At 46.5% G+C, this 19,961-nt stretch carries 21 protein-coding genes and 1 pseudogene; 11 read left to right on the top strand and 11 right to left on the bottom strand.

Annotated elements, in window-relative coordinates; genetic code table 11:
- Window positions 1–24: 24 nt before the first annotated feature.
- The 3 genes and pseudogenes from sppA to A9236_RS07235 all read right to left on the bottom strand — a co-directional run bounded on the left by sppA (window position 25) and on the right by A9236_RS07235 (window position 2,722).
- Window positions 25–973, bottom strand: a pseudogene (gene sppA / locus A9236_RS07245) (signal peptide peptidase SppA).
- A gap of 46 nt (window positions 974–1,019) precedes the next feature.
- Window positions 1,020–1,700: an HAD-IA family hydrolase gene (locus tag A9236_RS07240; RefSeq protein WP_071464727.1), complete on the bottom strand. Its 681-nt coding sequence runs from the start codon at window positions 1,698–1,700 to the stop codon at window positions 1,020–1,022.
- A gap of 5 nt (window positions 1,701–1,705) precedes the next feature.
- Complete coding sequence (locus tag A9236_RS07235; RefSeq protein WP_071464726.1) at window positions 1,706–2,722, bottom strand: RluA family pseudouridine synthase; 1,017 nt, start codon at window positions 2,720–2,722, stop codon at window positions 1,706–1,708.
- A gap of 463 nt (window positions 2,723–3,185) precedes the next feature.
- Between A9236_RS07235 and A9236_RS07230 the strand changes: the two genes are divergently transcribed.
- The 5 genes from A9236_RS07230 to A9236_RS07210 all read left to right on the top strand — a co-directional run bounded on the left by A9236_RS07230 (window position 3,186) and on the right by A9236_RS07210 (window position 9,262).
- Window positions 3,186–5,822, top strand: a complete 2,637-nt coding sequence (locus tag A9236_RS07230) for an Rne/Rng family ribonuclease (RefSeq protein WP_071464725.1) — start codon at window positions 3,186–3,188, stop codon at window positions 5,820–5,822.
- Window positions 5,823–5,913: 91 nt separating this feature from the next.
- Window positions 5,914–7,041: a GTP 3',8-cyclase MoaA gene (gene moaA / locus A9236_RS07225; protein WP_071464724.1), complete on the top strand. Its 1,128-nt coding sequence runs from the start codon at window positions 5,914–5,916 to the stop codon at window positions 7,039–7,041.
- Window positions 7,041–7,646: a molybdenum cofactor guanylyltransferase MobA gene (gene mobA / locus A9236_RS07220; protein ID WP_071464723.1), complete on the top strand. Its 606-nt coding sequence runs from the start codon at window positions 7,041–7,043 to the stop codon at window positions 7,644–7,646. The genes moaA and mobA overlap by 1 nt, the downstream gene beginning before the upstream one ends.
- Window positions 7,643–8,956, top strand: coding sequence for a gephyrin-like molybdotransferase Glp (gene glp, locus A9236_RS07215; protein ID WP_071464722.1), 1,314 nt, complete (start codon window positions 7,643–7,645; stop codon window positions 8,954–8,956). Before mobA ends, glp begins: the two co-directional genes overlap by 4 nt.
- A gap of 12 nt (window positions 8,957–8,968) precedes the next feature.
- Window positions 8,969–9,262: a hypothetical protein gene (locus A9236_RS07210; protein WP_071464721.1), complete on the top strand. Its 294-nt coding sequence runs from the start codon at window positions 8,969–8,971 to the stop codon at window positions 9,260–9,262.
- Window positions 9,263–9,346: 84 nt separating this feature from the next.
- Here A9236_RS07210 and A9236_RS07205 read toward each other — a convergent pair whose 3' ends face one another.
- Window positions 9,347–10,360 (bottom strand): D-glycerate dehydrogenase, encoded by a 1,014-nt coding sequence (locus A9236_RS07205; RefSeq protein ID WP_071464720.1) that lies wholly within the window; start codon window positions 10,358–10,360, stop codon window positions 9,347–9,349.
- Between the two features lie 98 nt (window positions 10,361–10,458).
- On the opposite strand from A9236_RS07205, the gene fdxA reads away from it, so the two are divergent.
- The 4 genes from fdxA to A9236_RS07185 are packed head-to-tail and all read left to right on the top strand — an operon-like array spanning window position 10,459 to window position 13,211.
- Window positions 10,459–10,782: a ferredoxin FdxA gene (gene fdxA, locus A9236_RS07200; protein WP_071464719.1), complete on the top strand. Its 324-nt coding sequence runs from the start codon at window positions 10,459–10,461 to the stop codon at window positions 10,780–10,782.
- A gap of 43 nt (window positions 10,783–10,825) precedes the next feature.
- The gene (locus A9236_RS07195) at window positions 10,826–11,872 is read left to right on the top strand and encodes an NAD(P)/FAD-dependent oxidoreductase (protein WP_071464718.1); all 1,047 of its coding nucleotides are present in this window, start codon (window positions 10,826–10,828) and stop codon (window positions 11,870–11,872) included.
- A gap of 41 nt (window positions 11,873–11,913) precedes the next feature.
- Window positions 11,914–12,708 (top strand): thymidylate synthase, encoded by a 795-nt coding sequence (locus A9236_RS07190; protein WP_071464717.1) that lies wholly within the window; start codon window positions 11,914–11,916, stop codon window positions 12,706–12,708.
- Between the two features lie 14 nt (window positions 12,709–12,722).
- Window positions 12,723–13,211: a dihydrofolate reductase gene (locus tag A9236_RS07185; protein ID WP_071464716.1), complete on the top strand. Its 489-nt coding sequence runs from the start codon at window positions 12,723–12,725 to the stop codon at window positions 13,209–13,211.
- A 66-nt stretch (window positions 13,212–13,277) separates the two neighbouring features.
- On the opposite strand, the gene A9236_RS07180 is transcribed toward A9236_RS07185, so the two are convergent.
- Window positions 13,278–14,117 carry a peptidylprolyl isomerase gene (locus tag A9236_RS07180; protein ID WP_071464715.1) on the bottom strand — a complete coding sequence of 280 codons (840 nt, stop codon included), beginning with the start codon at window positions 14,115–14,117 and terminating at the stop codon, window positions 13,278–13,280.
- Between the two features lie 64 nt (window positions 14,118–14,181).
- Here A9236_RS07180 and A9236_RS07175 point away from each other — a divergent pair, with 64 nt between their 5' ends.
- Window positions 14,182–14,805, top strand: a complete 624-nt coding sequence (locus tag A9236_RS07175) for an SOS response-associated peptidase (RefSeq protein ID WP_071464714.1) — start codon at window positions 14,182–14,184, stop codon at window positions 14,803–14,805.
- 9 nt (window positions 14,806–14,814) lie between these two features.
- Here the strand turns inward: A9236_RS07175 and A9236_RS07170 are convergent, their stop codons facing one another.
- The 4 genes from A9236_RS07170 to A9236_RS07155 all read right to left on the bottom strand — a co-directional run bounded on the left by A9236_RS07170 (window position 14,815) and on the right by A9236_RS07155 (window position 18,529).
- Entirely contained in the window at window positions 14,815–15,138 is a 324-nt protein-coding gene (locus A9236_RS07170; RefSeq protein ID WP_236638769.1) for a hypothetical protein, read from the bottom strand.
- The gene (gene msrQ, locus A9236_RS07165) at window positions 15,139–15,732 is read right to left on the bottom strand and encodes a protein-methionine-sulfoxide reductase heme-binding subunit MsrQ (protein WP_236638766.1); all 594 of its coding nucleotides are present in this window, start codon (window positions 15,730–15,732) and stop codon (window positions 15,139–15,141) included. It lies immediately after the preceding gene.
- Window positions 15,733–15,809: 77 nt separating this feature from the next.
- On the bottom strand, window positions 15,810–18,020 hold the full coding sequence (locus A9236_RS07160; RefSeq protein ID WP_071464712.1) for a molybdopterin cofactor-binding domain-containing protein: 2,211 nt from the start codon (window positions 18,018–18,020) through the stop codon (window positions 15,810–15,812).
- Between the two features lie 11 nt (window positions 18,021–18,031).
- Window positions 18,032–18,529 (bottom strand): (2Fe-2S)-binding protein, encoded by a 498-nt coding sequence (locus tag A9236_RS07155; protein ID WP_071464711.1) that lies wholly within the window; start codon window positions 18,527–18,529, stop codon window positions 18,032–18,034.
- Between the two features lie 164 nt (window positions 18,530–18,693).
- Between A9236_RS07155 and A9236_RS07150 the strand changes: the two genes are divergently transcribed.
- Complete coding sequence (locus tag A9236_RS07150; protein ID WP_071464710.1) at window positions 18,694–18,909, top strand: hypothetical protein; 216 nt, start codon at window positions 18,694–18,696, stop codon at window positions 18,907–18,909.
- Window positions 18,910–18,918: 9 nt separating this feature from the next.
- Here the strand turns inward: A9236_RS07150 and A9236_RS07145 are convergent, their stop codons facing one another.
- Both A9236_RS07145 and A9236_RS07140 read right to left on the bottom strand, forming a co-directional pair.
- Window positions 18,919–19,212, bottom strand: coding sequence for a 4a-hydroxytetrahydrobiopterin dehydratase (locus A9236_RS07145; RefSeq protein ID WP_071464709.1), 294 nt, complete (start codon window positions 19,210–19,212; stop codon window positions 18,919–18,921).
- On the bottom strand, window positions 19,209–19,937 hold the full coding sequence (locus A9236_RS07140; protein ID WP_071464708.1) for a pseudouridine synthase: 729 nt from the start codon (window positions 19,935–19,937) through the stop codon (window positions 19,209–19,211). Before A9236_RS07140 ends, A9236_RS07145 begins: the two co-directional genes overlap by 4 nt.
- Window positions 19,938–19,961: the final 24 nt, after the last annotated feature.

Raw genomic sequence — 19,961 nt, 5'->3', positions numbered from 1 at the left:
GAGTTTCTCGCTGATTTAATCTTCTTATTTAAGGTCTGGTGTCTTCACCAACGCTTTGCCAGCTGCCGCGCCCGCTTCTGCACCAAAGCGTTTAGCAACGCGCTCCGCAAAGTTTTCTTTCATGGTGTAGTCAAGTACTTCTGGCGCCTTAAAGATATCGCGCGCTACCGAATCGACGGTGCCGTAACCATCTACTAAGCCCAGTTTGACAGCTTGCTCACCATTCCAAATCCGGCCAGAGAAAAGATCTGGCACATCCTTTAAACGTGTACCACGACCTTCTTTAACCACCTGAATAAATTGCTGATGAATTTCATCAATCATGGTCTTGACCATTTCTACTTGCCTTGGCTCTTCCTTGCTAAAGGGATCTAGCATGCCCTTATTAGAGCCTGCTGTAATCATGCGACGAGTCACACCCAACTTATCCATCAAGCCAGTAAATCCAAAGCCTTCCATGATCACGCCAATAGATCCCACCAAGCTGGCTTTATCTACCAAAATTTGATCTGCTGCTACTGCAACGTAGTAGCCACCTGAAGCGCAAATATCTTCCACGACTACATAGAATGGTTTCTTGGGATAGAGTTTGCGCAAACGATGAATTTCATCATTAATCATTCCTGCCTGCACTGGTGAACCGCCTGGACTATTGATACGCAAGACTACCCCAGCACTATTTTCATTCTCAAACGCCGAGACCAATGATGAGTTAATGTCCATAGCATTAGCCATAGAGCTTGAAGAGATCTCGCCCTCCAAAGTCACCATGGCAGTATGTTTTTCAGTACTCATACCGTCGCCCAGGCAGATGAAAATCAAATACGGATAGAACGACTCCGACGATGACCAGCAAAGTCAAAACACGCAACACCGCTTTCCAGCGACGCGCTTTACGAGTCTCTTTTAGATTCTCTAGAAGTAAATGCTCTAGCGCTTGACGTTCCCAATTGGGGGTTGGATTATTTTCCATCTCGATTCCTCAGTATTGCTCATTAAATTGCTATTGAAATTTCAAATCAGGCTGATAAATTTTCTTTAAGCCATTGCGCAAGCTGCGGTACGTCATCCACATGCGCTAATGACGGTGAAGTCTTTAAGGCGTCTGGTGGATGCGCGCCATAAGTGACTGCGACCGCATCTACACCTGCGTTAGCGGCCATATCCAGATCATGAGTAGTATCACCAATCATCAGCATGCGACGCGTAGGAACTTGCGTAATATCGGATAACTCTAGCAGCATCCCTGGATGCGGCTTGGAAAAAGATTCGTCGGCCGTTTTCGTCTCATGAAAGAGATGGCCAATTTGATGATGCTTTAAGGAGCGATCCAGCCCCACTCTAGATTTTCCTGTTGCGACTCCCAACAGATATTGATCGGCTCTTAATTTTTCTAAGAGCTCCCGAATGCCTACAAATAAATCGAGTTCGTGATCTTTTGCTAAATAGTGATATCGAAAGCGGTCCGTCAATTTAGGAAAGTGGGCGGGCTCAATCCAAGGCACCGCTCTTCGTAAAGAGTCCTGTATCCCCAAGCCAATAACGGAACTAGCCAAAGTGTCATCAGGCTCTTTGAATCCTAAGTCTCGGCAAGCCTGTTGAATGCAATACACGATCGTTGGCGTGGAATCCATGATGGTTCCATCCCAATCCCACACAATCAGGTCATAACGGCGATCTGCTTTATCTATTTGAGTCATGGATATTACGATTCAGTTTTTTCAAAGCCCTTCATCATCGCTGCAAACTCAGCTGGCAGCGGTGACTCAATGCGTATCTTCTCGCCAGTGCGGGGATGGGTAAAGCCTGCTAAGTGGGCATGCAGATAAAGTCTTTTAGACTTAATGAGCTTATCTTGATCTTCAAAGCCATATTTATCATCGCCCAAAATGGCATGCCCTAATTTTTGCAGATGTACCCGAATCTGATGAGTGCGCCCCGTTTTAAGTTGAGCCTCAGCCAAAGTAATTGCAACATCATCGCGCTTCATCGTTTGTGTGACGCGCAAAGCAGTGTGGCTGGGCAAGCCTTCTGGGTCAACGCGTACACGGCGCTCCCCATTAGCCAATAAGTATTTATGTAATGGGTATTTGAGCTGCATCACTTGCGCACCTTGTTGAATTTCACCATGGGCAAGTAAGTAGTAACGCTTATCGGTTTGACCTTCGCGGATTTGGCGATGCAACTCCACCAAGGCGCTGCGCTTTTTAGCAAGGAGCAATACCCCAGAAGTATCGCGATCCAAACGATGCACTAATTCTAAGAATTTGAGCTCTGGACGCGTAATGCGCAATGTTTCGATAACCCCCAAGGCAATTCCAGATCCGCCATGGACTGCTAAGCCAGGAGGTTTATCTACTATTAATAAGGCCTCATCTTCAAAAAGAATGGGCATTTTGTCGGAATAGCCCCTGGCACGGGATTTGGTCTGGGCAGTATTGACCGCTGCCATTTGAGCTGGCTCAGCAATTCGGACCGGGGGAACTCGGACAACATCACCCTCAATTAGGCGGGTGGTTGGTTCGGCCCGCTTTTTATTCACCCGCACCTCACCAGAGCGAATAATTCGGTAAACGTGGCTTTTGGGGACGCCTTTGGCCCAACGCAGCAAGTAGTTATCCAGACGCTGGCCAGCCTCTTCCGGACCAATCGTCTGCAAATGGACTGCTGGCGGTGTGGGCGTTTTTACCGTTAAGGGCTTGGATACTGGGTCTGATTTCATGATTTATCTCTCTTATCGCCTCGTTCTGGGACGACAAGGGACTCAACAATACCCCATTGTCATTCAACTTGTGCCGTATAATCAACGCTCTAGCCAATTTATTGGCCCGAGACCAACCTGAAGTCAGGTTTGAATCGTGGAGCTTGGAGTCGCCCTTTAAAAGACTCCCGGGGTTGCCCCTCCCCCGTTGTAATGAGGCGCAGGGTTGGTGTGCCGTATGCCGCGACCCGCGATTAGAAGACAGTTTTCAGGCGCGCGCCTGCATTGATGACCTAAAGGAGGTCTCTGCGGCGATCGTCAAGTGTGGCACCGATTTAACCAACAGTTAACTGGGTGAACTAGGCAAAAAGTGCTTAGATTTGCATGATCCACACTCAAATTCCGCTATAGGCACCGTCCTGTGCGGTATCGAACTGATCCCTAACGCAGCGCGCAACGACAACCTCCCCCATAGGAGAGTGTTATGAAACGCATGTTGTTTAATGCAACTCAACAAGAAGAGTTGCGAGTTGCCATCGTTGATGGTCAAAAACTCATTGATATCGATATCGAAGCTGCCGGCCGTGAACAACGCAAAGGCAATATCTACAAAGGTGTTATCACCCGTATTGAGCCTTCACTAGAGGCTTGCTTTGTCAACTACGGTGAAGAGCGTCATGGCTTCTTGCCATTTAAAGAAGTTGCCAGAACTTATTTCAAAGAAGGTATCGATGTTCGCAACGCTTCCATTAAGGATGCCCTGCGCGAAGGTCAAGAAATCATTGTTCAGGTAGAAAAAGAAGAGCGTGGCCAAAAAGGCGCTGCCCTTACCTCTTTCGTCTCCCTGGCTGGCCGTTATTTGGTATTGATGCCAAATAACCCACGCGGAGGAGGCGTTTCCCGCCGCATTGAGGGCGAAGACCGTCAAGAGCTGCGTGAAGCTATGTCCCAATTAGAAGTGCCTGACGGTATGAGCATCATTGCTCGCACCGCTGGTATTGGTCGTGACGCTACTGAATTGCAATGGGATTTAAGTTATCTGATGCAATTGTGGAAAGCGATTGACGAAGCTGCTAAAGGTAATTCAGCTCCACTCTTAATTTATCTCGAATCTAGTTTAGTGATCCGCGCAATCCGCGATTACTTCCAACCCGATATCGGCGAGATTCTCATCGATACCGATGACATCTATGAACAAGCTGCTGCATTTATGTCAGTAGTGATGCCAGATAATTTGCCACGAGTAAAGCGCTATCAAGATGATGTGCCTTTGTTCTCTCGTTTCCAAATTGAGCACCAAATTGAAACCGCGTACTCACGTACTGTGCCATTGCCATCTGGCGGCGCCATCGTGATTGACCACACTGAAGCCTTAGTTTCTGTGGACGTCAACTCTGCTCGCGCTACCCGTGGTTCTGACATTGAAGAGACTGCTACCCGCACTAACTTAGAAGCTGCTGATGAAATCGCCCGTCAAGCACGTTTACGTGACTTGGGTGGCTTAATCGTGATCGACTTCATTGATATGGAATCGAGCAAGGCTCAGAAAGATGTTGAGAATCGTTTGCGCGATGCTTTGCGTCATGACCGTGCTCGCGTTCAAATGGGCAAGATCTCCAAGTTTGGCCTGATGGAAATGTCACGCCAACGTTTACGCCCTGCCTTATCTGAAGGTAGCCATGTGACTTGCCCACGCTGTAACGGCACAGGTCACATTCGCGATACCGAGTCTTCTGCATTGCAAGTTCTGCGCATTATTCAAGAAGAGGCAATGAAAGAGAACACAGCCGCGATTCATACACAGGTTCCAGTCGAAGTGGCTGCATTCCTCTTGAATGAAAAGCGTGCTGAAGTAATCAAGATTGAGACTCGCTTCAAGGTGAATGTCTTGATGGTTCCAAATAAGCATTTAGAAACTCCACATTACAAGCTGGAGCGTTTGCGTCATGACGATCCTCGTTTGGACGATCAAAAAGCAAGCTACGTTATGGCTGAAGAGGCTGCGCGTGAATTGGAAACCGACACCACTGTAAGTAAAAAAGATGCTGATGTGAGGGTTCGCCCAGAAGCTGCAGTGAAAGGCATTACGCCAACTCAGCCTGCGCCAGTCAGCCAGCCACGCCCTGCACGCACTGAAAAAGTAGCGACCGAAAGCTCCGGTGGTTTCTTTGGATTTATTAAGAAACTCTTCTCATCTTCTCCAGCAGTAGAAGAGAAGCCAGCGCCTAACAACAACCGTGGTCGTAACCAAGGCCGCAATGGCAATGGTGGTGATCGCAATCGTGGCCGCAATCGCCGCGGTGAACGTAACGGTGAGCGTACAGAACGTCCGGTAGCTAATGCAGCCGAAGGTACAACCACTGAAGGCAACAACAATCGCAACGGTAACCGTAACAACCGTAACGGCAATCGCAATCAAGGCAACCAAAATGGTCCAAAGCCTGAACGTCAAGCCAATCCTGCTGCTGTAACACCGGCAACTGAGGCGTCTCCTGGTAGCGAAGCAGCGCCAAGCGCGGAAGGCGAAGAGCGTCGTGGTCGTGGTCGCAATCGTCGTGGTCGTGGTCGCAATAGAAACGAACGTGGTGAGCGTACTGAAAACGGCGATGTAACTTCTGTAGCTACTGCCGCCCCTTCAGCTAGCCCTTTTGCTGGACCTCCTGTAGGCATGGGTGGTGCATCTGCATCGATGCCGATTCAAAACATTGTGAATAGTTTTGGTAATGCAAAACCTGTTGCTGAGAAACAGGAAAGGCAAGAAAGAGCACCACGCGCTCCACGCCAGTCAAATCGTCCTGCACAAACTGCTACTCCTGCAGCACAAACGTCAGCGCCTGTCGCTGTAGTTGCCGCTGCTACGGTTGAAGTCATTACTAAACCTGCACCAGAACTTCCTAAGGTTGCCTTCCAAGCGCTTGAAGAAACTCCATTGCATAGCGTTGTGCAATCTGCTGGAATGATTTGGGTTGCAACCGATGCTTCCAAACATGCAGAAGCGCAAACCCAAATTCAGGCTGAGCCTGTTGCGCATAACTTGGGTAGAACACCTAAGCCAGCCGCAACCCTACCTGAAGGCCCAATGGTGTTAGTAGAAACCGGCGGCCAAGAAAAAACGGTTTAAGCCTTACAGCTTTTTCTCCAGACCGCCTTTTATCCCAAAAGGATATTGGGCGGTTTGGCAGAAACCCCGTTTCACAGCCATAATTGCAAATATGGTTGAAAAAGCAATCCCCAAAGTGATTCCCATTCGTATCGATGAAGGCAAAGGCCTTACGCCGTCTATTCACGAGCAACTGCTTGCGCCCCATGATCGCACTCAAGATCAGCGCGGTCGCTCTTTACGAGATCTACGCATCTCTGTAACGGACCGTTGCAATTTCCGCTGCACCTATTGCATGCCCAAGGAAGTATTCAATCAAGACTATCCTTATCTTGCTCATAAAGAATTATTGAGCTTTGAAGAAATTACTCGCCTCACCACCATCTTCTCCACGCTAGGTGTTGAGAAAATTCGTCTCACCGGTGGCGAACCGTTGTTGCGAAAAAACTTAGAAGTTCTCATCGAGATGCTGGCAGCAGTGCGCACTCCGACAGGGCAGCCCTTAGACCTAACTCTAACTACCAACGGCAGCATTCTGCGCAAGAAAGCGAGCGCACTCAAAGCGGCTGGCTTACATAGACTCACTGTCAGTCTTGATGGATTGAATGATGAAATCTTCAAGAAAATGAATGATGTTGATTTTCCAGTAAGCGATGTCCTTGATGGCATCGTTGCCGCTCAAGAGGCAGGCTTTGAGAACATCAAAGTGAATATGGTTGTTAAAAAAGGAACGAACGATCACGAGATTGTTTCCATGGCCAAGCACTTTAAAGGTAGTGGCATCATTCTGCGTTTTATCGAATTTATGGATGTTGGTAGCTCTAACGGCTGGAACATGTCTGAGGTTCTTCCCTCCAAAGAAGTGATTGCCCAAATCAATGCCGTGTTTCCACTGGAGTCAATGGAGCCAAACTACGCAGGAGAGGTTGCTCAGCGCTGGCGCTATGCGGATGGATCCGGTGAAATTGGTGTGATCTCTAGCGTTACACAAACTTTCTGCCATGAATGTACTCGTGCTCGCATCTCAACCGATGGTCAGATGTATCTCTGCCTTTTTGCAAATGAAGGTTTTGATTTCAAAACCTTACTTCGCTCGGGCAATAGTGATTTGGAAATTGCTAATGCGATTATGAATACCTGGTCCGGACGTGATGATCATTACTCCGAAATTCGGGGCTCTCATACCGCCAATCCTTCGACAGGCAACCGGAAGGTCGAAATGTCTTACATCGGTGGCTAATGATTTCAGCTGAGCAAATTACCGGACTAATACTGGCAGGCGGTCGTGCACAACGCATGGGCGGCATCGACAAAGGTCTTATCCCCTTTCATCAAAAACCCTTGATTGAATCAACCATCTCCAGACTTCAAGCTCAAGTAGGCTCGATTGTGATCAATGCCAATCGGAACATTACGAAATATGCAGCCTATGGCTATCCCGTCATGATGGATGAAACCCCAGACTTCTCAGGACCATTGGCAGGCTTTGCAGTGGGCTTAAAGGCTTGCAAGACCCCTTATCTCTTAACCACCCCATGTGATTCACCATTACTACCAACCGATCTTGGCCTAAAGCTTGCTGGCGAACTGGAGCGCGGTGACTTTCAGTTGGTTTACGCCTCCAGCAAAGAAGCGGATGGCAAGATTTGGTCTCAACCTGTTTTCTCTCTCATGCGTACTGACGTCCAAGATTCATTAAATGCCTTTCTGTTGAAGGGTGACTTCAAGATTGATCGCTGGTTTAAAGAATTAAAAAGTAGCACCGTTGTATTTGATGAAGACAATGCATTTGCGAACGTCAATACACCGGAAGAATTGCAATCTTTAGAGGCGCTCTCAGCATGAAGCACTCACCCAATAGCCCCATCTTATTAACCTCCTCATTGCATGTGGATGAGGCGCGTCAAGCAATTGCAAATTTAGTTAGCGAACTTCTGCAAGAATCTTCAGCTATTCATGATCCAGCAGATATTGAAATTGTTTCTCTAGACCAAGCGATTAATCGCGTTCTAGCTGAAGATCTGCTCTCCCCAATCGATGTACCCGCTGCCGATAACTCTGCAATGGATGGTTATGCGTTTCATGGGAGTTGCCTAGATTTAAGCACTCCAGTGATTCATTTGGATGTGGTCGGCACCGCCCTTGCTGGCAAGCCCTACGAGGGTAAGATCGGCCCTGGACAGTGTCTGAAGATCATGACTGGCGCAGTAATGCCCACCGCTTGTGACACCGTTATTCCGCAAGAGCTCACCACCATTGATGATGACTCAATCCATTTTCCATCTGATCAACTCAAGGCCGGTGAGAACCGCCGTTTGAAGGGTGAAGATTTACAAAAAGGCAAACCAGCCATTACTGCTGGTCGATTACTGCGTCCCTCCGATTTAGGTTTAGCAGCTTCACTTGGTATTGCCACTCTCAAGGTGCAACGTAAACTCAAAGTGGCTATTTTGTCTTCTGGTGACGAGCTTCGCTCTCTGGGGGAATCTCTAGATGCGGGTAGCATTTATGACAGCAATCGCTATAGCCTAACTGGTCTACTGAACCGACTGGATCTAGAAATTATTGATTGCGGCATTGTGCGTGATGACCCGGAATCTTTGAAGCAAGCATTTATTGAGGCAGCCAGCAAAGCAGACGTCTTGATCTCTTCTGGTGGCGTTTCAGTTGGCGAAGCAGATTACACCAAGCAAATCATGCAAGAGTTAGGTGATGTAGGCTTCTGGAAAATTGCAATGCGCCCTGGGCGCCCTATGGCTTTTGGCATCCTAAAACCAGTTCCCGGAAAATCTCCAGCTCGCAAAACCCTTTTCTTTGGTCTACCAGGCAACCCTGTTGCTGTTATGGTGACCTTCTATCAATTTGTTCGTAGCGCCCTTTTGCAGCTCAATGGAGCAAACCAAACTGAGCTCCCACTAGTTCAGGCTGTTTCTGAAACCGCCATTCGGAAAAAACCCGGTCGTACAGAATTCCAGCGCGCTATTTTGGGTCGCGACTCACAGGGCAGGCCAAGCGTGAGACTGACCGGCAGCCAAGGAGCTGGAATTTTGCGCTCAATGAGTGAAGCAAATTGCTTTGTTATCTTGGGTCACGAACAAGGAAATATAGCTGCTGGCGAGTTAGTAGATATAGCGCTTTTTGATGGACTGCTTTAAGATTGCGTCATCATGAAACTTACCAAAAAAGAACTCGTCTTTCTAGACCCAACACATACAGCTAAAACCTTAGTCTTGGTCTACTTGTGTTTTTCTGTACCCATCGTTTTGCTGGCTTTATTTGTAGCCTTTATTCGGGATGGTGCTATTCCAGGATTTACCGTCCTATCCGCTCTGATTCTGAACGCACTGCTAGGCTTTGGCTTACTTTGGCTCGCCTGCAAAGTGTATAACTGGGTGGCAGAAAAATTTGGTGGAATTGAATTAGCACTGCGTGAGCTTCCAGAAGAAATTGACGCCGAATAAGTTAATACTTCATGCTGTAGAAAAAATTAAAGCCGAGAAATTCTCGGCTTTTTTAATTCCTGCAGATATGCCTTACATCAAGATCTAAGGCTTAAATACTTCTACATTAATCAGACTTGGTGGTTTCTTACCATCGAGCGCTGCTCTTAAATTAGCAATTGCCAAGTCAACCATAGCCCTGCGAGTCTTTTCAGTTGCGCTAGCAATATGTGGGGCTAGCACCACATTACTTAATTTAAGCAACTCCGGATTAACCTTGGGCTCGCCTTCAAAGACATCCAATCCGGCAGCAAAAATTCTCTTCTCTTTAAGTGCTTGAGCTAAGGCAAGATCATCCACAATACCACCGCGCGCAATATTGACAAGGGTTGCAGAGGGTTTCATCAAGGCAATTTCTTTTGCACCAATGGTATGGTGGCTCTCAGCACTATAGGGTAAGACGAGCACAATATGATCAGCAGTTCGTAACAACTCTTCTTTTGAAACATAGCTTGCACCACACGATTGTTCATCAGCCTCTGATAGACGACTGCGATTGTGATAAATCACGTTCATACCAAAACCAAGCGCACGCTTCGCAATGCCTTGACCAATTCGACCCATACCAATAATGCCGATAGTACTGTGATGTAAATCCATCCCAAGAGGATTGTTCACAATCGACCACTTATCCCAATGGCCATTTCTTACCCAATGCTCTGACTCAGTAATACGCCTTGCAGTAGCCATGAGCAATGCAAATCCAAAATCTGCAGTGGTGTCAGTAAGAACATCTGGTGTATTGCTAGCCATCACACCAGCAGCTGTAATCGCTGGCACATCAAAGTTGTTATAGCCCACCGAAATATTGGCGACAATTTTTAGATCTTTCGCATTGGCCAAGGCAGCGCTATCAATTCGTTCGCTACCAGTTACTAGGGCTCCAGCAACTCCAGAGAGGGCCTTTTGCAATTGCTCAGGAGTAAAGATTTCATCCGCCTGGTTTGAGTGAACCTCAAAGGATTGCTCCAATCTGGCCAAGGCCTCAGGAAAAATGGCTCTAGCGACGAAGATTTTGGGCTTTTGGCCCTGAGTTTGGGTATTTGTCTGGATATTCATAGGGGGAACTTTACCTCAAGTAAATCGAGCTATTTCAGCTAAAATTGAGCTTTTATAACTTAGCAACCCCAAATTTGGGGTTCTTTAGATTAAACATCATGACTTACGTTGTTACCGAATCCTGCATCCGCTGCAAATACACTGACTGCGTTGATGTTTGCCCAGTTGATTGTTTTCGCGAAGGTCCTAATTTCCTGGTCATCGATCCTGATGAGTGTATCGACTGCGCAGTATGCGTACCAGAATGCCCAGTCAATGCGATTTATGCAGAAGATGACGTACCAGGAGATCAACAAGCTTTCATCAAACTCAATGCTGAGTTGTCTCCCTCATGGACATCGATCACCAAATCTAAGGCAGCACTTCCAGATGCTGACGAATGGAAAGATGTCAAAAACAAACTTGATCAGCTTGTAAAGTAATTTGTTCGGTCGCCATCTAGACCAACACTACTAAAGAGGATTTGTGTTTCACTCACCCACACTTGCCGACGCAGTCATTATTGGCGCCGGCCCAGTGGGTCTATTCCAAGTATTTGAGCTAGGTCTTTTAGATATCAAAGCACATGTCATTGATTCGCTACCTGAAGCAGGCGGTCAATGTATTGAGCTTTATCCAGATAAGCCCATCTACGACATTCCAGCGATTCCAGTCTGTACTGGGCGCGAACTCACCAACAATCTCCTCAAGCAAATTGCACCATTTAGCCCGCAATTTCATTTAGGGCAAGAGGTCACAGGGCTTGAGCAGCAAGCCGATGGGCGCTTTCTAATCAGCACCTCACAAGATCTGCATTTCCTAGCTAAAACAGTATTTATTGCGGCTGGCGTTGGCGCCTTTCAGCCCCGCTTACTCGATTTAGAAGGCATTGAAGCCTTTGTAGATAAACAAGTGTTCTATCGCATCAAACATCCAGAGCAATTTTCTGGAAAGCGTATTGTCATTTGTGGTGGCGGAGATTCTGCGCTCGATTGGACTCTATATTTTGCAGACAAAGCAGCTAGCGTTACCTTGATTCATCGCCGCGATGACTTTAAAGCAGCGCCGCAATCAATCACCAAGATGCGAGAACTTTGCGCGACTGGAAAAATTCAGCTAGTGATCGGACAAATTACTGGCTACGAAAGTAAAGACAATAGATTATCTGAAATCCTTGTAAGCGATATTGATGGTAATACCAATCTATTACCGCTAGATGATCTTTTGATCTTCTTTGGACTTTCACCTAAATTAGGTCCGATTACCAATTGGGGTTTAGATCTTGATCGCAAGCAAATTGTGGTCGATACCGAAAAATTTCAGACTAGCATTCCGGGGATTTATGCCGTAGGTGATATTAATGCCTACCCAGGCAAAAAGAAGCTCATTTTGTCTGGCTTTCATGAGGCGGCTTTGGCTGCCTTTGCTGCTGCTGCATACCTCAATCCAGAGAAGCAAATTCAATTGCAGTACACCACCACCTCCCCCAAGCTTCATCAAGCGCTTGGGGTAAAGCCAGCCTCACCCGAGTAAGTTATCCTTACAGAAGTTCATTTACTTTTAGCCAATTTTCTATGCGCCAATATCACGATCTCATGAAAGAAGTCCTTGCAAAAGGCGTTCAAAAGTCCGATAGGACAGGAACTGGCACGATCTCCGTGTTTGGGCACCAGATGCGCTTTAACTTGGCGGATGGCTTTCCGATGGTCACCACTAAAAAGCTGCACCTCAAGTCCATCATCTATGAATTGCTATGGTTCCTCAAAGGCAGTACCGATAACAATTGGCTCAAAGATCGTGGTGTTTCCATTTGGAATGAATGGGCTGCTCCCGATGGCGATTTAGGTCCAATTTATGGATACCAGTGGCGCTCATGGCCAGCACCTAACGGTCAGCACATTGATCAGATAAGTGAAGTTGTAGAAACCATTAAAAAGAATCCGGACTCACGTCGCATTATCGTTTCTGCATGGAACGTAGCCGATATTCCGCGCATGGCTTTAGCGCCTTGTCATGCCTTCTTCCAGTTTTATGTTGCCGATGGCAAATTGTCTTGCCAACTCTATCAACGTAGCGCTGATATTTTCTTAGGCGTGCCATTTAATATTGCCAGCTATGCCTTATTGACTCATATGATGGCGCAACAATGTAATTTAGAAGTGGGTGACTTTATTTGGACTGGTGGTGACTGTCACTTGTATAGCAATCACCTAGAGCAAGTTGATCTCCAGCTCTCTAGAGAGTTCTTCCCGCTGCCTAAGCTCAATATTTTGCGCAAACCCGATTCTATTTTTGATTATGAATTTGAAGACTTTGAAATCGTGGGCTACGAATCCCATCCCCACATTAAAGCTCCGGTAGCTATTTAAGAAATTATCTAGACATGACACAACCTGCTATCTCGATGATCGTTGCGCGGTCGCGCAATCACGTTATTGGTCGAGACAATCAAATGCCTTGGAAGATCTCGGCAGACCTACAGTTCTTTAAGCGCGTCACCATGGGCTACCCAGTCATTATGGGTCGCAAGACTTGGGAATCGATTGGTCGCCCACTTCCTGGTCGTCGCAATATCGTTGTGAGCCGAAACGCTAGCTATGAGCTTGCAGGTGCAGAACTTGCGAGCTCTCTTGATGAGGCACTCAATCGCTTAAGTGAAGCCCCTCGAGTGTTTGTGATTGGTGGCGAGCAACTATTTAAACAAGCCTTTGATAGGGCTGACAAACTCTTTATCACTGAAATCGAGATGGATATTGATGGTGGTGACACCTTCTTTGAAGTACCTAAGGAATCAGACTGGCAAGAAGTGGAGCGGACTCCGGGATCTGAAAATGGTATCGACTTTCACTTTGTCACACTTGAGCGTAAATAAAAAGGACTCCTAGGAGTCCTTTTTATTTGGGGAAGCGACTAAACACTCGGGCCTTAATGCCATTGATTACTGAACGACAATCTTTGAGTTCTTTGCAATTTGGGATACAAATTCAAGCTGCCTCTTTTGGATTAGTCCAGCACGCACAGCTTGCTTAGCTTGCTCAAAGGAAGGTGGCTTGCTAGATTTTTTATCTTCCACTTTGAGCAAATACCAGCCCTGCTGAAGATCGATTGGGGATGAAGTTTGGCCTTTTTCAAGATTCACTAAAGCAGCTGAAATCTGGGGTGGCACTTGACCTGCCTGAACCCATCCTGCAGCGCCGCCTTGAGCCTTATTGGGGGCCAATGAAACGCTTTTAGCAACCTTATCAAACGGCTCACCTTTTTTAATTCTATTTAATGCCGCTTGCGCATCTGCCTCAGTAGCAACAGCAATGTCGCTAATCTTGTATTCCACAATCATGCCCTGCGGTCCAAGGGAAGAAACTTGTTTGTTGTACTCCGCCTGCACATCGGCATCGGTAATAGGATTTTGCGTCATGAAATTAGAAAGCTCTAGGTCAGCTAAATAGTTTTGACGAATCATCATCAATTGCGTATTTGCCTTATCAGAATTTGCTAAACCATCTTTTTCCGCTTGTTGTGATAAAAGCAATACTTCGATGAATTTTTCTAGTACAGCCTTACGTAACTCGGGAGAATCTTTTTGCCCTTGTGCAAGTGCCGCACGAATACCTTGCTCAACCATATCGTTGGTGATGATGGCGCCATTAACGGAGGCAGCAGCATTTACCGGTAAACCGCTTTGCTGAGCATGGGCAGATCCGCAAGCAGCGGCAGTCAAAAAACTAGCAGCAATAAATTGCATGGCCAGGGGCTTAAATTGAGGGCTAAAAAGTTTCATTCAGGTTAATCTTTCTATATGAGAACCTCAATACTACCAGTAGCCATCACAGTAAAATGGCCTTATGTGTGTTCAATACCTTACAACCACTAATACCGATTGGGTCAAGACCCACTTTGATCTTGATCTGCCAGTAACTAGCGCACAGGACGTATTTCCTACCTACCCAGGCCCAATTGTTTTAAAAAGTCACAATACACAGCGCACAGCGCTTGGCCCTGCCCGCTTTGGATTAATTCCCTCATGGGCTAAGGATGAGGCCTTTGGTAGAAAGACTTATAACGCTAGACTAGAGACCGTCAGCGAAAAGCCGTCCTACAAACATGCATGGACCAAGCGCCACTATGCATTGGCTTTGGCAGATGCGTTTTATGAGCCCTGCTACGAATCTGGCAAAGCTGTTCGCACCAAGATTACCCAAGTCAATTGTGAGCCAATGGCCATTGCATCTATTTGGGATACTTGGACCGAACCTGAAACTGGGGAATTAATTGTGTCATTTTCAATGCTCACTATTGAGGCAGGTAGGCACCCTCTCATGAATCGTTGCCATAAACCTGAAGATGAAAAACGTACTGTTGTACCTCTACGGCCGGAACTATTTCAGAAATGGTTAAATGCCACTCCCGAATCGGCAATGGCTCTTTTAAGTCTTTCTTCAATTCCCGAACTCACCTTCTCTGAATAAATTCTGAGCCTAAAAGGAAATGGCTGGGGTCATTGCTTCATAAGGATCAGTAGACTCTGTCTCAATCGCCTCTGCCTCCTGCTCACCAGCAGGTACATTAAAAAATTGGGAATCGACTGGTGGTCTTTTTTGTAAATTCATTTGCTGCTGATTTGGATCTACTGAACCAAAAGGGCCTTCAGCCGGAGAAATCTTCTGATCATTAAATGCCTTTAATTGCTCAGGAGTATATGGCGAAAAGGTCTGAACCCCTTGATTTGACTGGGCTTGAGCCATTGCTGAAGAACATAGGATCAAGAGCAAAATAGTCAACTTCATACGAATAAGGTTCATTTAGCTCTTTAGTTGTTGACGAAAATACTGACTGACCAATGGTAGTCTGAAAACTAAAAGCACTAGCACCACTCCAGCATAGATCCATACCGTTTGTAAATCATTCTTACCAGCCTTGTGCCACCAATAATGAGCAATAGCAGTGATCGCAATGATGTAAATCAGTTTATGCAATAAGGTCCAGCGTTTTCCTAGCTGCCTCACAGACCATCGATTTGATGTGAGTGCCAATGGAAGCAATAACACCAAACTTACAAAGCCCATCGTAATGAATGGCCTTTTGATCACATCGTGAAACATCGCTTGCAGATCAAGACTCTGGTCTAAGAAAAGCCAAATACTGAAATGGATGCTGGCATAGAAAAAACAGAATAGCCCAAGCATGCGACGCAGCTTAATCCAGATAACCGAGCCGGTAACAAGACGCAATGGCGTCATGGTCAGCGTGCAGCATAGAAATACTAAAGCCCATGTACCAGTTGAGCGGGTAATGAATTCTATAGGATTAGCGCCCAATCCATCCTCATATCCAAGCCATACCAAGCGCCCCAAAGGAATTAGGGAGAGTAGGAATACGGCGCTTTTCAGAAACATCATCCTATGATGTTAAACGACCCTATCTGGCAATGCTAAATAGGGTCGTTTTATTTGAGCTACAAAGGGAATTTGCCTTATGCTAAGCTCAAGCCTTCCTTATAGAGGGGGAAGTTGCGCACAGGTCTACCAATAGCAGCAGAAATCGCATTGGCAACAGCAGGACCAACAACGCAGATGGTTGGTTCGCCTACCCCACCCCAGAAATCATAGGTTGGCACCAAGACTGTTTCTATTCGTGGAGTAGATGCTAACTTGATCATTGGATAAGAATCCAAATTCTGCTGTTTGATGCGACCATTTTCAACTGTAATTTCTGGGTTGAAGATCGCACCTAAAGCCATTGCTACAGAGCCTTCGATTTGCTCGCGAGTTAGATAGGGATTTACAACATGACCAGAGTTCAATGCAAATACTAAACGTTTGACATGAACCACATTGCCATCCACAGAGACTTCAGCAACACATGCAGAGTAGCTTGCGTAACCCATGAACTGCGCTACACCACGATACGTTCCGGCAGGCAAAGGCTTATCCCAATTGGCTTTTTGAGCAGCTGCATTCAAAACACCTAAATGTTTGGGATGACTTTGCATTACGGCCTGTCTAAATTTGACAGGATCCTTACCAGCAGCTTTTGCACATTCGTCCATAAAGCATTCCATAAAGATGCCATTCTGGTTCGTGTTTACGCCACGCCATGGTCCGACAGGCACATGGGTATTCTTCATGACATATTCGGTTAAGAGCGCTGGAAATGTATAACCGAGCTGTGCGTCAGGGCCTTTTTCATACAACCCTTGCAACTGACGCTCATCTTTACCGTCTTTAATTGCCGAGGGTGCGAGAGTTGCGTTAATAGATTGGCCGGCTACTTTAATGTGCATACCAGTCACATTGCCGCCTGCATCCAAGCCAGCACTCATTTTTGCCATCGCAATTGGGTGATAGTAGTCGTGTGTCATATCCTCTTCACGACTCCAAAGTACCTTCACGGGCACTCCAGGGAACTTCATGGCAACCTTGGCTGCATAGGTCACAAAATCCTGCGTAGAGCCGCGACGACCCAAACCACAACCAGAATCTAATTTATAGACTTCACAATTGGCCAATGGAATCCCGGTAGCTTCAGATAAAGCTGCATGCGATCCCTCCCCATTTTGAGTAGGCACCCAAGCTTCTGCGCGATCACCACTAATTTTTACAGTAGCGTTCATCGGCTCCATAGTGACGTGAGCGCGATATGGAGTGTAATAAATCGCCTCTACTTTTTTAGCGGAGCTATTAATCACTTCAGGAGCATCTCCCACCTTTCGCTGCCAGAAGTCGCCTTGCTCATCTAAGCCAGCACGCAACATCTGATCAATGTCACCCTGAGAAACGTTGGAGGCTTTGCCCTCATTCCAGACAATCGGCAATGCATTCAAGGCAGTGTTTGCACGCCACCAAGTATCTGCCACTACAGCAACAGTCGCATCATTAATTTGGACTACGCCTTTAACACCACGCAAGTTCTTTACCTTTGCCTCGTCATAACTGACAATCTTCCCCCCAAATACCGGGCAAGACTTCACTGATGCACATAACATACCAGGCATTTGCAGATCTGCACCATAGACTTTTGTACCATTTACCTTATTGGCAGTATCTATGCGTGCATAAGGCTGACCAGCCACCGTCCACTTACGCGGGTCTTTTAAGGTAATTGACTGTGGATCTGGAGGAGTCAGAGTAGATGCTAGCTCTGCGACTTTTCCATAAGTCGTTTTGCGACCAGTTGGCACATGAGTAATGACACCCTTATCGACTTTTAATTCCTTAACGGGAACATTCCACTGATTCGCGGCAGCCTGAACCAACATGATGCGGGCAGCAGCAGCGCCACGTCGCACATAGTCCTCAGAGATGCGAATACCTCGGCTACCGCCAGTACCGTGCTCACCCCATACACGCTTACGCGCCAAACTCTGGCCTGGAGTTGCAGACTGGGTTTTTACTTTTTTCCAATTGCATTCCAACTCTTCAGTAACTAGTTGAGCCAAACCAGTGCGAGTGCCCTGCCCCATCTCTGAACGGGCGATCCTGATGTAGACAGTGTCATCAGGCTTGATGCTGACCCAAGCATTAACTTCTGGCTCGCCGGTTTTCATTGGTGAGTTCTGATCATATGAACCACCAGATTGCGCCAAAGCAAACTCAGGTAGAGCGCCAATGCCTAACATTAAGCCGCCACCAGCAATACTGCCCTTGATAATAAAGTCGCGACGCGAAGTATTTTGGATTGTCATCTGACTCCCCCTTAACCACGAGTCGCAGGAGAAGCTTGGTATTGCGCCAATACTTCTGCTAATGTTTTCTGACCGGATGCAACATGAATGCCATCACGAATTTTTTGATACGTGCCACAGCGGCAAATATTCGACATGGCGTTATCAATATCTGCATCAGTAGGCTTTGGTGTTCTTTTTAGTAAGGCAGCGGCAGCCATGACCTGACCAGATTGGCAATAGCCGCACTGGGGGACGTCTAGTGCAATCCAGGCTTTTTGTACCGGATGGGAGTTGTCTTTAGACAAAGATTCAATTGTCGTAATCTTAGTGGCACCAACAGCGGATACCGGAACCGAGCATGAGCGAACAGGTTCGCCATTCATATAGACGGTACAGGCGCCGCATTGGGCTATTCCACAGCCATACTTGGTACCTGTCAGTCCTATTACCTCACGAATAGCCCATAGCAGGGGCATATTGGGCTCTACGTCGACATTGTGGATTTGCCCATTGATGTTTAGCTGCATGTTGTCTCCTCTGTTTTATTTTCAAATGACTATAAATCATTCTGGAATTTTTGCAGGCGCACATCAATTCCTGAGGCTAGGGCTAGAAGCGCCTTCCAATGGCATTTATTCCTATCGAAGTTGGGCCTAATTTGCTATTCTGAGGGTTCAAATTAAGGATATTTATGACAAACGAAAATCAACCCTCAAACGACGAAGATTTTGACTATGGTTGCGAATGTGCCATGACTCTATTAAACGAGCCCACAGAGGACTGTCTGAATGACTTAATTGATGAGCTTGACGAGGACGGCATGATTTCTACCGAAGTGGTCTATGGCTTATTGGCAACAATTTTGATGAGCCTTAATGAAGAAGATCACGAAGGCGAAGAGCACTAATTTTTAGGGCTACACCTGCAAGGCGTAAGCATCCATTGCTTTAGCCATCTGAATATCTAGAGTAGTCAATGCTTTAGCTGAATGGGTGCTTAACTGCACCACCACTCTATTCCAAGAATTTTTCCAATCTGGGTGGTGATCAATTTCATCAGCATATTGTGCGCACAGCGTCATGAATGCAAATGCCTGCTTGAAATCTTGGAAAATAAATTCACGGGTAATGTGAATACCTGATGGCTCCACTCTCCACAGGGGAATGGCTTCTTGATAATTGAAATCCCGAGATAGAACTATTGCACTCATTTTGACTCTACGCTTTGGGATAACTGTTTTAAATCCTCTGGATATAACCAGCGCCATTGGCCCTCAGCCAAATCGATAGGCATCACATATGAACCAATTTCAACCCGATGTAGCTTAGCAACATGATTCCCTACTGCAGCCATCATGCGCTTTACTTGGTGATACCGACCCTCAACTATAGTCATAGCTAAGGTGGTTTCAGAAAGCTGTTTGCACGCGGTGGCATAACATGGCCGAGGGTCATCATCTAAAACAACCCCATTGAGCAAATGATCTATTTGAGACGAAGTAATTGGGTCAGGTGTTGTGATCTCATACACCTTACCAATGTTCTTTTTAGGCGTTGTCATCTTATGAATAAATTGCCCATCATCTGAAATTAACAACAGGCCAGTGGTATCAAAGTCCAAGCGCCCAACGCATTGCAAGCCGCGCTCTACGAAAGGGGTGGGCAATAAGCTATAGACACTCGGATGATGTGTTGTTTTATGCGAGCACTCATAGTTTGCCGGCTTATTAAAAGCGATATAGGCTTTTTCGTGGAACTCCCAATCCTTGCCTTCAACATTGAGCACAAGTCCTTCTGTTGGAATGCGCTCTTCAGGATCTTCAGCAAGAACACCGTTCACCTTGACCAAGTCGGCATACACCAAATCACTACAATAGCGACGTGTGCCAAAGCCCTGGCTAAAGAGAATTTTTTCGAGGGAAATCGGTTTTGCCATATGCTGCAGAGAATACTACAGAGC

The organism is Polynucleobacter sp. QLW-P1DATA-2, assembly GCF_001870365.1.
In the GTDB taxonomy this organism is placed as follows: domain Bacteria; phylum Pseudomonadota; class Gammaproteobacteria; order Burkholderiales; family Burkholderiaceae; genus Polynucleobacter.
Note: the sequence above shows the minus strand (reverse complement) of the source record. Positions and strands in the feature narration are given on the sequence as shown.

Bases quoted from the DNA above. Each gene is read 5' to 3' on its own strand.
- A9236_RS07205 (WP_071464720.1), bottom strand. From the start codon at position 10,360: ATGAATATCCAGACAAATACCCAAACTCAGGGCCAAAAGCCCAAAATC.
- A9236_RS07210 (WP_071464721.1), top strand. From the start codon at position 8,969: ATGAAACTTACCAAAAAAGAACTCGTCTTTCTAGACCCAACACATACA.
- A9236_RS07170 (WP_236638769.1), bottom strand. From the start codon at position 15,138: ATGAACCTTATTCGTATGAAGTTGACTATTTTGCTCTTGATCCTATGT.
- moaA (WP_071464724.1), top strand. From the start codon at position 5,914: ATGGTTGAAAAAGCAATCCCCAAAGTGATTCCCATTCGTATCGATGAA.
- A9236_RS07160 (WP_071464712.1), bottom strand. From the start codon at position 18,020: ATGACAATCCAAAATACTTCGCGTCGCGACTTTATTATCAAGGGCAGT.
- A9236_RS07240 (WP_071464727.1), bottom strand. From the start codon at position 1,700: ATGACTCAAATAGATAAAGCAGATCGCCGTTATGACCTGATTGTGTGG.
- A9236_RS07175 (WP_071464714.1), top strand. From the start codon at position 14,182: ATGTGTGTTCAATACCTTACAACCACTAATACCGATTGGGTCAAGACC.
- A9236_RS07155 (WP_071464711.1), bottom strand. From the start codon at position 18,529: ATGCAGCTAAACATCAATGGGCAAATCCACAATGTCGACGTAGAGCCC.
- A9236_RS07180 (WP_071464715.1), bottom strand. From the start codon at position 14,117: ATGAAACTTTTTAGCCCTCAATTTAAGCCCCTGGCCATGCAATTTATT.
- mobA (WP_071464723.1), top strand. From the start codon at position 7,041: ATGATTTCAGCTGAGCAAATTACCGGACTAATACTGGCAGGCGGTCGT.
- A9236_RS07185 (WP_071464716.1), top strand. From the start codon at position 12,723: ATGACACAACCTGCTATCTCGATGATCGTTGCGCGGTCGCGCAATCAC.
- A9236_RS07150 (WP_071464710.1), top strand. From the start codon at position 18,694: ATGACAAACGAAAATCAACCCTCAAACGACGAAGATTTTGACTATGGT.
- fdxA (WP_071464719.1), top strand. From the start codon at position 10,459: ATGACTTACGTTGTTACCGAATCCTGCATCCGCTGCAAATACACTGAC.
- A9236_RS07145 (WP_071464709.1), bottom strand. From the start codon at position 19,212: ATGAGTGCAATAGTTCTATCTCGGGATTTCAATTATCAAGAAGCCATT.
- glp (WP_071464722.1), top strand. From the start codon at position 7,643: ATGAAGCACTCACCCAATAGCCCCATCTTATTAACCTCCTCATTGCAT.
- A9236_RS07230 (WP_071464725.1), top strand. From the start codon at position 3,186: ATGAAACGCATGTTGTTTAATGCAACTCAACAAGAAGAGTTGCGAGTT.
- A9236_RS07190 (WP_071464717.1), top strand. From the start codon at position 11,914: ATGCGCCAATATCACGATCTCATGAAAGAAGTCCTTGCAAAAGGCGTT.
- A9236_RS07235 (WP_071464726.1), bottom strand. From the start codon at position 2,722: ATGAAATCAGACCCAGTATCCAAGCCCTTAACGGTAAAAACGCCCACA.
- msrQ (WP_236638766.1), bottom strand. From the start codon at position 15,732: ATGTTTCTGAAAAGCGCCGTATTCCTACTCTCCCTAATTCCTTTGGGG.
- A9236_RS07140 (WP_071464708.1), bottom strand. From the start codon at position 19,937: ATGGCAAAACCGATTTCCCTCGAAAAAATTCTCTTTAGCCAGGGCTTT.